Raw genomic sequence first — 13,006 nt, forward strand, 5'->3', positions numbered from 1 at the left:
CGCGCCGACCGGCCGCCCAACGAGACGCCATGATCCCCGAACTCGGCCACTTCGCCCTCATCCTCGCCCTCGTCGTCACCACGCTGCAGGGGGTGCTGCCGCTGGTGGGCGCCCATCGCGGCCATGCCGGCCTGATGGCCTTCGCACGACCGGCCGCCGCCCTGCAGTTCGCGCTGGTGCTGCTGTCCTTCCTGTGCCTGATGCAGGCCTTCATCGTCCACGACTTCTCGGTGCAGTACGTGGCGATGCATTCCAATTCCGCCCTGCCGCTGATCTACCGCATCACCGCGGTGTGGGGCAGCCACGAAGGCTCGCTGCTGCTGTGGGCGCTGATGCTGGCGTTGTGGACGCTGGCGGTGGCGCTGACGAAGAGCCTGCCGGAAGAGTTCGTGGCCCGCGTGCTGGGCGTGCTCGGGCTGGTGAGCGTCGGCTTCCTGTCCTTCATGCTGTTCACCTCCAACCCCTTCGACCGCCTGATCCCCGGCGCGCCGGACGGCCGCGACCTCAACCCGCTACTGCAGGACCCGGGGATGATCATCCACCCGCCCCTGCTGTACATGGGCTACGTGGGCTTCTCGGTGGCCTTCGCCTTCGCCATCGCCGCGCTGCTGGGCGGGCGTCTCGATGCGGCCTGGGCGCGCTGGTCACGGCCGTGGACCACGGCGGCGTGGATCTTCCTCACCATCGGCATCGCGCTGGGTTCCGGCTGGGCCTACTACGAACTCGGCTGGGGCGGCTGGTGGTTCTGGGACCCGGTGGAAAATGCCAGCTTCATGCCCTGGCTGGTCGGCACCGCGCTGATCCACTCGCTGGCCGTCACCGAGAAACGCGGCGCTTTCAAGAGCTGGACGGTGCTGCTTGCCATCGCGGCCTTCTCGCTGTCGCTGCTCGGCACCTTCCTCGTGCGCTCCGGCGTGCTGACCAGCGTGCACGCCTTCGCCACCGACCCGCGCCGCGGCGTGTTCATCCTCTTCCTGCTCATCCTCGTCATCGGCGGCTCGCTGCTGCTGTATGCCATCCGCGCGCCGAAGCTGGCCGGTGGCGGCAGCTTCGATACGGTGTCGCGCGAGACCATGCTGCTCACCAACAACGTGCTGCTGTCGGTGGTCGCGGCCACCGTGCTGCTGGGCACGCTGTACCCGCTGTTCCTCGACGCGCTGAAGCTCAACAAGATTTCCGTCGGCCCGCCGTACTTCGAGGCGGTGTTCATGCCGCTGATGGTGCCGGTAGTGGTGCTGATGATGGTCGGCCCCTTCTTGCGCTGGAAGGGCCATGCGCTCACACCGCTGCTGAAGCAGTTGCTGCCGGGTTTCGGCGCCAGCATCCTGCTCGGCCTGCTGCTGGCCTTCATCGCCGGCCACATCACGCCGCGTACCGTCATCGGCCTGGCGATGGCCGCATGGGTGTTCATCGCCAGCGGCCACCTGCTGTGGGACCGTCTCGGCGGTCGCCGGGCGCGCATCGCGGACAAGCTCGGCGAGATTCCGCGCGCATGGTGGGGCATGTGGCTGGCCCACCTGGGCATCGGCGTGTTCATCGTCGGCGTGACGCTGGTGAACAGCCTGGAGAGCAATCTCGACGTGACCCTCAAGCCCGGCCAGTCGGCCGAGCTGGCCGGCTACAGCTTCCTGCTGAAGGACGTGCAGGACATCCAGGGGCCGAACTACACGGCGGGCCAGGCGGACATCGCGCTGTCGCGCAACGGCGTGCAGGTCGGCAGCCTGCACCCGGAGAAGCGTTTCTACACCGCGCAGCAGATGCCGATGACCGAGGCCGCGATCGACAACGGCCTGTTCCGCGACGTGTATGTGTCGCTGGGCGAGAAGCTGGAAGACGGCAGCTGGATCGTGCGCCTGTACTACAAGCCCTTCATCAGCTTCATCTGGTTCGGTTGCGTGCTGATGGCGCTGGGCGGCATCTTTGCCGCCACCGATGCGCGCTACCGCCGTCAGGCACGTCGCGAATCCACCGCGGCGGCCACGGCCGCAGCCTGACCCCGCAGGGCATCAAGACATGAAGACCAAGTTCGCCGTCCCGCTCGCCCTCTTCCTCGGCCTCGCCGTGTTCTTCGCCATCGGCCTGACCCACGATCCGCGCGAGATCCCCTCGCCGCTGATCGACAAGCCGGCGCCGGACTTCACGCTGCCCCAGCTGCACGCGCAGGACAGGACGCTGTCGCTGGCCGACATGAAGGGCAAGGTGTGGCTGCTCAACGTGTGGGCATCCTGGTGCGCGGCCTGCCGCGAGGAACACCCGCTGCTGGTGGCGATGAGCAAGGCGAAGCTGGTGCCCATCATCGGCCTCGACTACAAGGACCAGACCCCGGACGCGCTGGCCTGGCTGCAGGAACACGGCGATCCGTATGACGTATCGATTGTCGACGCCGAAGGCCGCGTCGGCATCAACTTCGGCGTGTATGGCGTGCCGGAGACCTTCCTCATCGACCAGCAAGGCCGCATCCGCTTCAAGCACATCGGCCCGCTGACGAGGAAAGTCGTGGACGAAACGCTGCTGCCGCAGATCAAGGCGCTGCAGAATGGCTGAGCGCGCAATGCCTGATCGTGTCATCCGCCGTCTCCTGCTGGCACTGGCCTGCGCAGGCATTGCGCACGTCGCGATCGCCGCATCCGCGCCACTCGCCGCCGATCCGGCACGCGAAGCGCAGGTGATGCACATCGCCGAGAAGCTGCGTTGCCTGGTGTGCCAGAACCAGTCGATCGCCGAGTCGAGCGCCGACCTCGCCAACGATCTCAAGCGTGAAGTGCGCGAGCAGCTGGCCGCCGGCAAGAGCGAACAGGACATCCTCGACTTCATGGTCGAACGCTACGGCGACTTCGTGCTGTACGAGCCGCCGGTGCGCAACAGCACCCTGCTGCTGTGGGGCGGACCGCTGACACTGCTGGTCGCGGCCGGCGCCGGTTTCGCGTGGACGCTGAAGCGCCGTCGCGCCACCCACGCAACGCCGCCCGCCGCGCAGGACGATGCCGACGCCCGGGCACGGGCCCGCGCCCTGCTGGAAGACCAGCCCGAGCGCCGGCCGGAGAACCACGCATGACCGCCTTCCTCTTTCTCGCCCTGGGCCTGATCGTCGCCTGCCTGATCCTGCTGCTGCCGCCGCTGTGGCGTGCCCGCGAAGGCAGTCATGCCGCCGAACCGGAAGGCCTGCTGGTGTTGCGCGAACAGCGCCGCGAACTGGCGGCCGACCGCGACGCCGGCCGCATCGACGAGGCCAGCTACCAGCGCAACCTCGACGAACTGGCCCAGCGCGCGCTCGACGAGGGCCTCACCGATGCGGAAGCCGCCCCGGCACCCATCCGTCATGCACGTCCCTGGGGCATCGCGGTGGCCGTGGCGCTGCCGGTCGCAGCGCTGGGCTTCTACCTGATACTCGGCAATCCCGAAGGCCTGGACCCGGCAAAGACCGCGGCCCACTCGCCGGAAGAAATGCAGATCGACGCCATGGTCGCCCAGCTGGCCGAGCGCGTACGCGCCAACCCGCAAGACCTCGAAGCCGCCCGCATGCTGGGTCGCAGCTACATGGTGCTGGGCCGCTTCAAGGACGCCGAAGCCGTCTTCGCGCCGCTGGCGAAGCAGCACCCCGACGACGCCCAGGCGCTGGTCGACCTCGCCGAGGCCATGGCCAGCGCGCAGGGCCGTCTGCACGGCGGCGAACCGGAAGCCCTGGTCGAACGTGCGCTGAAGCTCGATCCGCGCAACCCGAAGGCCCTGGTGCTGGGCGGGACGCTGGCCTACGGTCGTGGTGAATACGGCGTCGCGGCCGAACGCTGGGAGGCGATGATCGCCGCGCTGCCCGCGGACACCAGCGCCGAAGTGCTGGCACCCGTGCGCGAGCGGATCGCGCAGGCACGCGCCCAGGCAGGCATGCCAAAGGGCCCGGACAGCCCGGCGCCCGTGGCGGTCGAGGGCATCCCGGTGGCGGGCCGCATCGAGCTGGCAGCGGCATTGTCCGCACAGGCCCGCCCCGACGACACGCTGTTCATCTTCATCCGCCCGGCCAACGGGGGACCGCCGCTGGCCGGCCTCAAGCATCGCGTGGCCGAGCTGCCGCTGGCCTTCGATTTCAGCCAGGTACAGCGCATGAATCCCGGCCCGCTGCCGGAGCGCATCATCGTCGGCGCTCGCGTCACCCGCAGCGGCCAGCCGCGCGCACAGAAAGGCGACCTGGAAGGCCTGTCCAGCGAGATCGCCGTGGACACGCGCGACCTCAGGCTGGTGATCGACCGCGTGGTCGAGTAAGCCGCGCCCCGCCTGCCCGGAAGGACAGCAGCTCGCCCCGAGGCCGTCGATACCGGGGATTCAGGGGAACTGTCATACTCGGCGGTCTGACAAATCAGGGCGCCGGCCTCCACCACCGGCGCCTGCATGCAGGTACCGGCAGGGTTCTTGCGTTCCTGCCGACGGCCCCAGGACGACATTGACCAGCATGAGCCTTCACCCAGACCGTCTATCGCGGATTACCTGCCACATTTGCACGCCACCGCAGCAGGCGGAACGGGCAGCATGTGAGCGGGACGGACCCACGGTCGTCGGCGGCAACGACGCACCCACTGGCCTGGCCTCATTCGGAGACATCGCAGCATGAACAGCGTGAGCCCCCGCATCGCAGACTTCGCGGACACCAGCCAGTGCCTGGCCCTCATCCAGTCACTGAACCCGACCGACCTGGACGACACCCAGGCGGCGATCGCCGCGGTGCTGGAAGGCATGCTGAGCCGCCCGCCCGAGCCCGCCGGCCACCTGCAGGTGCTGGAGCAGATCCGCCCGACGCTGGATTTCGTGCAGTCGCAGGCCGCCCAGCGCTATGCCTCGCGCCCGCTACCTCCCGCCAGCGGCGAGGAGGACACCCTGCAGCGCGTGGTGCGCCTGTGGGAGCTGATGCAGCACAACTACGCCCAGGTCACCCAGCGCTCCGCGCTGGACCCCGGCTTCAACGAACGCCGCGCGCTGATCGCCCAGCGCCGCCTGCAGTACCACGCGCTGTGCATGATGGAGTTCTTCCGCGCCCGCCGCGAAATGCAGCCGGGCATGTGGCACACCCTGCACCAGGTGTACCTGAGCGCGGAACGTGCCGGCGCTGCCGACGTGCGCGTGGCCGACCCGCTCAACGAAGTGTGGGGCGCGCAGAGCGCCAACGAGTGCTACGTCGCCATGCTGCTGATCGACGCCGCCAGCCCCTACAGCCGTACCCCGCGCGAGTTCGCCTGGCTGGCGCGCTGGGCGCAGCGCTTCGCGCCCTACTGCCTGTTGCTGAAAGAGGTCGAGCCCGGCAAGGGGTCGCAATACGCGCTGGACCTGGAAGCCGACCACGGCCTGCGCCCGGTGGGCACGCTGTTGCCGGGTGCGCAGGCCCGCGGCCTCGACACCCGCAAGCTGGCCAGCCACATCCATGCCGTGGTCAGCCAGTTGAAGAAGGGCGTCGCCGCCGCATCGCTGGGCCTGGGCGACGACTGCGTGCAGCCGGCCTGCGCGCGCCTGCTGGTGTCGCTGTACCGCCCCTGGGGCCTGGCCTCGGCGGGCCGCAAGTTTCCGCGTCGCGCGCTGCGCGGCCAGGTGCAGATCGCCACCGACCCGATGGCGGTGGCCTTCTTCCTCGAAGGCCGCGAGTTCGCCCAGCCTTTCGACGCACGCCGCTCCAGCTTCACCGACACGATGGTGATCCGTACCTTCGGCGAGCGTGCCGAGCAGACCGACACCGAACTGATCCACCGCGCCATGCAGCTCGGTTTCGTGCAGGAATCCTGGGACGTCATGGACCAGTCGGTGGCCGGCTACCGCCTGACCCGCCACCAGGGCGACTCGCGCGTCGAACACCGCCAGCTGATCGGTCTGCGTGCCACCAGCAACGACAAGATGCTGCTGGCCGAAGTGAGCTGGCTGCAGTACCAGCAGGCCGGCGCGCTGTATGCCGGCGTCAGCCTGATGCCCGGCCCGCCGCAGGTCTCGGCCGTGCGCCTGCACCTGAACGAGCGCTCCGCCCGCGACCGTTACCGCCTGGGTTTCATCGTGCCCGGCGTGCCCGCCCTGAAGACGGATGCCACCCTGATCCTGCCCGCCGGCTGGTTCCTCGCCGGTCGCCGCGTCGAGGTGTACACCGACCAGAGCTGGTTCGCCCGCCTGGTGAAGCTGGTGGCCCGCGGCAGCAACTTCGACCGCGTCAGTTTCTCGCGCGAGTCCTGACAGACCGCGCGGCAGGCTTTACCCGCGCACATGACAAGGGCCGCGATCGCGGCCCTTGTCATGTGCGGAATCCCTCCGCGCAGATACTGCCCGTCGCTCAGGCGGCAACCGCCTGCCGCAACACCCGGCGCGCCGGAAAGCGCATGGTGAAGCGGCTGCCTTCGCCGGATTCGCTGCGCACGTCGAGCTGCGCCTGGTGGCGGGTCAGGATGTGCTTGACGATGGCCAGACCCAGCCCGGTGCCGCCGGTTTCGCGCGAGCGGCCGCGATCCACGCGGTAGAAGCGCTCGGTCAGGCGCGGGATGTGTTCGGCCGGAATGCCGATGCCGTTGTCCTCGACCCAGAACTCGCCGCCCTGTTCGTCGGCCAGCCAGCCGAGACGGATGGTGCCGCCGTCGGGCGTGTAGCGCACCGCGTTGCTGGCGAGGTTGCTGAGCGCCGAGTGCAGCTCCTTGTGCGCGCCCACCACGCTGGCCGCCGGCCCGGAATGCAGCTCGATGCGGTGACGGCCGCCAGAAAGCAGCTCGGCCTCCTGCAGCACGATGCGCAACAGGCTGTGCGCATCGATCGGCTCCTCGCCTTCCATGGGGCCGGCCGTCTCCAGGGCCGACAGGGCCAGCAGGTCGTCGATGAGGCGCTGCATGCGGCCCGACTGGTCGAGCGCGAGCCGCAGGTAGCGACGCGAATCTTCGGCGGAGAAGTCCTCCAGCCCGTCGTGCAGCATCTCGACGAAACCGCTGACGACCGTGAGCGGCGTCTTCAACTCGTGCGACACGTTGGCCACGAAATCGCGGCGCATGGTCTCCAGGCGATCGATCTGGGTGATGTCGCGGGACAGGATCATGTGCTGGTCCTCGCCGAAGGGCACGATCTGGATCTGCAGCGTGGTGCCGGTCTGGCGCAGGGACCGCAGGATCAGCGGCTCGCTGTAGTCAGCGGTCTCGATGTACCGCACGAAGTCGGGCTGGCGCACCAGGTTGGTCACCGGCTGTCCTTCGTCACGCTCGCCGTCGAGCTCGAAATGGGTCTCGGCCGCGATGTTGATCCACTCGATGGTGTTGTGGTGCGACAGGTACACCACGCCGTCCGGCATCGCCTGCGAGGCTTCGCGGAAGCGCGACAGCGCCTGCGACAGGCGCTCGCGCTGGTCGTAGCCGACGCGGGCACGGCGGCTCAGGTTGGCGAACACGTAGTCCCACAGGCCCAGCCCGTAAGGCGTCGGGGTGCCGATCGGATCGCGCGTCCAGTGCACCAGCGCCACCAGCTTGCGCAGGTGGTAGGCAAACACCAGCAACACGCTCGCCAGCAGGCAGAGCAGGCCCCATTTCAGGTCCGCCGCCGCCCACACGATGGCGGCAGGCAGCAACAGGGCAGCGAGCACCGCCAGCGCGGCGCTCCAGATATAGCGACTCGGATGAATGATGCTTACCTCCTGGGCGGCAGGCGTTCCAGAAACACGCGCCGCCCAGCGTTCAGCGTGCCAGCGCGACGGCCTGGGTATCGGTCGAGAAGCGGTAACCGCTGCCGCGCACGGTCTGGATCAGGCGTTCGTGGCCACCGGGCTCCAGCGCGCAGCGCAGGCGGCGGATATGCACATCCACCGTACGCTCCTCGACGAAGACGTGGTCGCCCCAGACCTGATCGAGCAACTGCGCCCGCGAGTGTACCCGCTCCGGGTGGGTCATCAGGAAATGCAGCAGGCGGAATTCGGTCGGCCCCAGCGCCAGCGCCTCGTTGCCGGCGGTGACGCGGTGGGTGGCCGGGTCCAGGCGCAGGCCGCCCAGCTCGACGGCATCTTCCGTCACTTGCGGCGCACGCCGGCGCAGCACCGCCTTGATGCGGGCCACCAGCTCACGCGGCGAGAAAGGCTTGGTGATGTAATCATCAGCACCTATCTCCAGGCCCAGGACCTTGTCCTGTTCCTCGGAACGGGCGGTGAGCATGATGAGAGGAATGCTGCGGGTACGTTCCTCGGCACGCAGGCGGCGGGCGAACTCGACACCGGAGATTCCCGGCAGCATCCAGTCCAGCAGCACGAGATCGGGCAGGGCGTCGCGCACGATGCGCTGGGCGGTTTCCGCATCGGCGGCACGGACCACGGTATGGCCGGCGCGCGTCAGATTGGCGGCGATCAGCTCCTGGATGGCGGGTTCGTCTTCGACGAGCAGGATATTGGCGGGCATGGCTCACCTCTTTGCAGGTAACGGCCGTAGTTTATTGCTGCGAGTTGAAGGATTTATGACACGTCATCGGCCTGCAATACAAGGACGTTGAACGGAGGCGGGTATCATGGCGGGCAGACTTCGCCCCTGCGGCGTCCCCGTTCCACGATCGCGACCAACTGCCTCATGTCCGGCCTTCGCCCCGACACTCCGCTGCCCACCGACATCGTCCTGCACCAGGCCTCGCGCTGCCTGGAAATCGCCTTCGACGACGGTACGCGCGCCAGGCTGGGCTGCGAGTTCCTGCGGGTGCATTCGCCCTCCGCCGAGGTCCGTGGCCACGGTGCCGGCCAGGAGGTCCTGCAGACCGGCAAGCGCGACGTGACGATCACCGCCGTGCAGCCGGTCGGCCACTATGCGCTGAAACTGGTGTTCTCCGACGGCCACGACAGCGGCCTGTACTCCTGGGACTATCTCTACGAACTCGCGCTGCATCACGAAGCGATGTGGGCGCAGTACCTCCAGCAACTCGAAGCCGCCGGCGCCAGCCGCGACATCGCCACGCCTGCCGCCGCCACGCATGGCTGTGGCAAACACTGAGAGCACGCACATGAGCAAGGAAATGCCCAACACCGGTTCCGGCGCGGAAGGAAGTACCCACTTCGGCTTCGAGCAGGTGCCGGAAAGCGAGAAGGCCCAGCGCGTGCGCGGCGTCTTCTCGTCGGTCGCGCAGAAATACGACGTCATGAACGACCTGATGTCCGGCGGCCTGCACCGGCTGTGGAAGCATTTCACCATCCAGCTCGCCGCGGTGCGCCCCGGCGAGCGCGTGCTGGACGTGGCCGGAGGCACGGCCGACCTGTCGCTGGCCTTTGCGAAGAAAGTCGGCCCGACCGGCCAGGTATGGCTGACCGACATCAACCACGCGATGCTCTCCGTCGGGCGCGACCGCACGGTGGACCACGGCCACCTGCTGCCCACCGCCCAGTGCGACGCCGAGAAACTGCCTTTCCCGGACAACCACTTCGACCTCGTCACCGTGGCCTTCGGCCTGCGCAACATGACCCACAAGGACGCCGCGCTGGCCGAGATGCGCCGCGTGCTGCGCCCGGGCGGCCGCCTGATGGTGCTGGAGTTCAGCAAGATCTGGCAGCCCCTGTCGAAGGCCTACGACCTGTACTCCTTCAAGGTTCTGCCCTGGCTGGGCAACAAGGTGGCGGGTGACGCCGACAGCTACCGCTATCTCGCCGAGTCGATCCGCATGCACCCCGACCAGGACACCCTGGCCGGCATGCTGCGCGCCGCCGGACTGGATCGCGTGGAGTACTTCAACCTCGCCGCTGGCGCGGTGGCCCTGCATCGCGGCTACAAGCTGTAAGCCTGCGATGAGGCTGCTGGGCCGCTTCCTGACCGGACTCGCCTACTTCGGCGACAAGCTCGGCAGCGTGGGCATGCTGTGGGGCGTCGGGGTGGGGGCCGCCATTGCGCTCTTCCACGGCAAGATGTTTGCCGGCCTGCTGCTGGCCGCGCTGGCGGCCGGCATCTTCATGCGCCTCAAGCGTGGACGGACCCGGCGCTAGCGCTGCATACCGCGCTGTACGAGGGGTGATGACGGTCATTCATGCGCATTTCGTGAAGAACCCCTGCCCATGTAGGACATGGACGACACTTTGCTGCACTGCAAAGCGGTAAACTCCGACCCAGCCAGAAGAACCCTGAATAACCCACCCCCCGTTCTGCCCAATCTCGGAGCCCAAAATGGCCCTCGTTTCCATGCGTCAGCTGCTGGACCATGCAGCAGAAAATGCCTACGGCCTGCCGGCCTTCAACGTGAACAACCTCGAACAGGTCACTGCCATCATGGAAGCGGCCAACGAGCTGGACAGCCCGGTGATCATGCAGGCCAGCGCCGGGGCACGTAAGTACGCCGGCGAAGCCTTCCTGCGCCACCTGATCTCGGCGGCCGTCGAGGCCTACCCGCACATCCCGGTGGTGATGCACCAGGACCACGGCCAGAGCCCGGCGGTGTGCATGGCCGCCATCAAGAGCGGTTTCTCGTCCGTGATGATGGACGGCTCCCTGCTGGAAGACGGCAAGACCCCCTCCGACTACGACTACAACGTGGCCGTGTCGCAGGAAGTGGTGAAGTTCTCGCACTCCATCGGCGTCACCGTGGAAGCCGAGCTGGGCTGCCTGGGTTCGCTGGAAACCGGCATGGCCGGCGAGGAAGACGGCATCGGTGCCGAGGGTGTGCTGGACCACAGCTCCCTGCTGACCGACCCGGAGCAGGCCGCCGACTTCGTGCGCCGCACGCAATGCGACGCGCTGGCGATCGCCATCGGCACCAGCCACGGCGCCTACAAGTTCACCCGCAAGCCCACCGGCGACATCCTGGCGATCAGCCGCATCAAGGAAATCCACGCCCGCCTGCCCAACACCCACTTGGTGATGCACGGCTCGTCCTCGGTGCCGCAGGAGCTGCTGGCCGAGATTCGCGAATTCGGCGGCGACATGAAGGAAACCTACGGCGTGCCGGTCGAGGAGATCGTCGAAGGCATCAAGTACGGCGTGCGCAAGATCAACATCGACACCGACATCCGCCTGGCGATGACCGCCGCGATCCGTCGCTACTTCGTCGAGCATCCCGCTGCCTTCGATCCGCGCGAGTACCTGAAGCCGGCCCGCGAGGCCGCCAAGAAGGTCGTCAAGGCCCGCTTCGAATCCTTCGGTTGCGCCGGCCAGGCCAGCAAGATCAAGCCGGTCGCGCTGGACAAGATCGCCGCGAAGTACAAGAGCGGCGAACTGGCGCAGACCGTCAAGTAAGCCGGCGCCCACCACGCAAAACAAAAGGCCCCTCACGGGGCCTTTGTTTTTTGCCGTTCTTTGCGGCGGCGGGGGCAGCGGCCGGCTGCTACGCCTTGCGCGCTCCCGCATGCCGTCCATACCGGCTGGCCAACACCAGCAAGCCGAGTCCCACCAGCGCGATGCTGCCCGGCGTCGGCACCGGAGAGGGTGTCGGATCCTCAGGCCCGACGGTGGGGCTGAAGCTCACGACATACGAGCCCGGCTGCACACCCGAGTCTTCCGCCGCAGGGCCGACGGACCAGCCGGCCAGGGGCTGGCCACCGCCCGGCCAGGTCGGGAAGTCCACCGGTTGAAAGCAGCAGTGCGTGTAGTCCGGGAAGATGAAGCCGTCGGCGCTGAACGGGTCCATGGAGTAGACCGAGACCGCCAGGAAGTAGACGCCGGGGGTCAGCAGCGCCTGGATGAACGACTTCTGCGTGCCACCGAAGGGCTCGTCATCGTTGGCCACGATACCCATGCCCGCCTCGTTGAACAGGAACAACTGCGTGTCTGATCCAAGGCCGCAACAGGCGGGGCCCGGCAAAGTCGTCGCACTGAACAAACCACCACCCAGCACCAGGCGGTACAGGTCGACGTCGAAGCCGTTGTCAAGATTTCCGACAATGCTGTCGACACCGCCAGCGATGCTCTGGGCGCTGCCCGGGAGCTGGCCCGCATCGCCGATCTCGAACACCGGCGCGGCTTGCGCGGTCGACAGCGTGACCACCGCAAACAACGCAGCAAGGCCGTTCCACAGGCTGCGGGTGTATCTGGAATCCACTTCTCGTCTCCTTTTTCTTGTCGTATCGCCCGCGTTTCGTCGCACCTGGGGGAGGCACGCGCAGCGAATGCCGGAGGCATCATTGCCCGGGCAAAAGCTGATGGCAGGGTGATCAAGCAAGCTCCCTGCCAACGCCTCGCTTCGGTGATCGTCATGGACACTGTTGCAGTCGCTGGCTAAGCTCATTCGGACCGGAATGACTCTCGACCAGACGGAGGACATGATGCTTCAAGGCAGGAATGCAATCGTTACCGGATCCACCAGCGGCATCGGGCTGGGCATAGCGGAGGCGCTGGCGAAACAGGGTGCCAACATCCTGATCAACGGCTTCGGCGACGCGGCGCAGATCGAGGCGACGCGCGCGAAGCTGGCGGCGGATCACGGAGTGAAGGTGATCTACTCCGGCGCCGACATGAGCAAGCCGGACCAGATCGTCGGCATGGTGGAGCAGGCCACCAAGGAACTGGGCAGCGTGGACATCCTGGTGAACAACGCCGGGATCCAGCATGTGTCGCCGATCGAGGAATTCCCGGTGGAGAAGTGGGACGCCATCATCGCCATCAACCTGTCGGCGAGTTTCCACGCCATCCGCGCCGTGGTGCCGCAGATGAAGGCACGCAAGAGCGGTCGCATCATCAACCTGGCCTCCGCCCACGCGCTGGTGGCCTCGCCCTTCAAGAGCGCCTACGTGGCTGCCAAGCACGGCGTGGCAGGGCTCACCAAGACGGTGGCGCTGGAGCTGGCGGAGTTCGGCATCACGGTGAACGCCATCTGCCCTGGCTACGTGCTGACGCCGCTGGTGGAAAAGCAGATCCCCGACACCATGAAGGCACGCAACATGACGCACGACCAGGTGGTGCGCGACGTGCTGCTGCATGCGCAGCCCACCAAGCGCTTCGTGACGGTGGAGGAGATCGGTGCCCTGGCGGTGTTCATGGCCAGCGAAGGCGGTGCGTCGATGACGGGCGCCATCGTGCCCATGGACGGCGGCTGGGTGGCCCAGTAGCCCTTCCGCGCGCTC

13 protein-coding genes are annotated in these 13,006 nt (G+C 67.6%); 10 read left to right on the forward strand and 3 right to left on the reverse strand.

The window, feature by feature from the left end:
• The first annotated feature begins 29 nt into the window (after window positions 1–29).
• The 5 genes from VVD47_RS11025 to VVD47_RS11045 all read left to right on the forward strand — a co-directional run bounded on the left by VVD47_RS11025 (window position 30) and on the right by VVD47_RS11045 (window position 6,198).
• On the forward strand, window positions 30–1,994 hold the full coding sequence (locus tag VVD47_RS11025; RefSeq protein ID WP_327603513.1) for a heme lyase CcmF/NrfE family subunit: 1,965 nt from the start codon (window positions 30–32) through the stop codon (window positions 1,992–1,994).
• A gap of 19 nt (window positions 1,995–2,013) precedes the next feature.
• On the forward strand, window positions 2,014–2,544 hold the full coding sequence (locus VVD47_RS11030; RefSeq protein ID WP_327603514.1) for a DsbE family thiol:disulfide interchange protein: 531 nt from the start codon (window positions 2,014–2,016) through the stop codon (window positions 2,542–2,544).
• Between the two features lie 7 nt (window positions 2,545–2,551).
• The gene (locus tag VVD47_RS11035; RefSeq protein ID WP_327603515.1) at window positions 2,552–3,055 is read left to right on the forward strand and encodes a cytochrome c-type biogenesis protein; all 504 of its coding nucleotides are present in this window, start codon (window positions 2,552–2,554) and stop codon (window positions 3,053–3,055) included.
• A complete protein-coding gene (gene ccmI / locus VVD47_RS11040) occupies window positions 3,052–4,257 on the forward strand; it encodes a c-type cytochrome biogenesis protein CcmI (protein ID WP_327603516.1) in 1,206 nt (401 codons plus the stop codon). The genes VVD47_RS11035 and ccmI overlap by 4 nt, the downstream gene beginning before the upstream one ends.
• A gap of 342 nt (window positions 4,258–4,599) precedes the next feature.
• Window positions 4,600–6,198 carry a hypothetical protein gene (locus tag VVD47_RS11045; protein ID WP_327603517.1) on the forward strand — a complete coding sequence of 533 codons (1,599 nt, stop codon included), beginning with the start codon at window positions 4,600–4,602 and terminating at the stop codon, window positions 6,196–6,198.
• 97 nt (window positions 6,199–6,295) lie between these two features.
• Here the strand turns inward: VVD47_RS11045 and phoR are convergent, their stop codons facing one another.
• Together phoR and phoB are read right to left on the reverse strand one after the other, a co-directional pair.
• Window positions 6,296–7,621 carry a phosphate regulon sensor histidine kinase PhoR gene (gene phoR, locus VVD47_RS11050; RefSeq protein ID WP_327604641.1) on the reverse strand — a complete coding sequence of 442 codons (1,326 nt, stop codon included), beginning with the start codon at window positions 7,619–7,621 and terminating at the stop codon, window positions 6,296–6,298.
• A 49-nt stretch (window positions 7,622–7,670) separates the two neighbouring features.
• On the reverse strand, window positions 7,671–8,381 hold the full coding sequence (gene phoB / locus VVD47_RS11055) for a phosphate regulon transcriptional regulator PhoB (protein ID WP_327603518.1): 711 nt from the start codon (window positions 8,379–8,381) through the stop codon (window positions 7,671–7,673).
• A 165-nt stretch (window positions 8,382–8,546) separates the two neighbouring features.
• On the opposite strand from phoB, the gene VVD47_RS11060 reads away from it, so the two are divergent.
• From VVD47_RS11060 to fba, 4 genes are all read left to right on the forward strand, one after another.
• Window positions 8,547–8,960: a DUF971 domain-containing protein gene (locus VVD47_RS11060; protein WP_327603519.1), complete on the forward strand. Its 414-nt coding sequence runs from the start codon at window positions 8,547–8,549 to the stop codon at window positions 8,958–8,960.
• Between the two features lie 10 nt (window positions 8,961–8,970).
• Window positions 8,971–9,738 carry a bifunctional demethylmenaquinone methyltransferase/2-methoxy-6-polyprenyl-1,4-benzoquinol methylase UbiE gene (gene ubiE / locus VVD47_RS11065; protein WP_327603520.1) on the forward strand — a complete coding sequence of 256 codons (768 nt, stop codon included), beginning with the start codon at window positions 8,971–8,973 and terminating at the stop codon, window positions 9,736–9,738.
• A gap of 7 nt (window positions 9,739–9,745) precedes the next feature.
• Window positions 9,746–9,940 carry a hypothetical protein gene (locus VVD47_RS11070; protein ID WP_327603521.1) on the forward strand — a complete coding sequence of 65 codons (195 nt, stop codon included), beginning with the start codon at window positions 9,746–9,748 and terminating at the stop codon, window positions 9,938–9,940.
• A gap of 178 nt (window positions 9,941–10,118) precedes the next feature.
• The gene (gene fba, locus VVD47_RS11075; RefSeq protein WP_327603522.1) at window positions 10,119–11,183 is read left to right on the forward strand and encodes a class II fructose-bisphosphate aldolase; all 1,065 of its coding nucleotides are present in this window, start codon (window positions 10,119–10,121) and stop codon (window positions 11,181–11,183) included.
• Between the two features lie 88 nt (window positions 11,184–11,271).
• On the opposite strand, the gene VVD47_RS11080 is transcribed toward fba, so the two are convergent.
• The gene (locus tag VVD47_RS11080) at window positions 11,272–11,985 is read right to left on the reverse strand and encodes a DVUA0089 family protein (protein WP_327603523.1); all 714 of its coding nucleotides are present in this window, start codon (window positions 11,983–11,985) and stop codon (window positions 11,272–11,274) included.
• Window positions 11,986–12,205: 220 nt separating this feature from the next.
• On the opposite strand from VVD47_RS11080, the gene VVD47_RS11085 reads away from it, so the two are divergent.
• On the forward strand, window positions 12,206–12,991 hold the full coding sequence (locus tag VVD47_RS11085) for a 3-hydroxybutyrate dehydrogenase (RefSeq protein WP_327603524.1): 786 nt from the start codon (window positions 12,206–12,208) through the stop codon (window positions 12,989–12,991).
• The last annotated feature ends 15 nt before the right edge of the window (window positions 12,992–13,006 follow it).

It is taken from the genome of Uliginosibacterium sp. H1, from assembly GCF_036017065.1.
Taxonomy (GTDB): domain Bacteria; phylum Pseudomonadota; class Gammaproteobacteria; order Burkholderiales; family Rhodocyclaceae; genus Uliginosibacterium.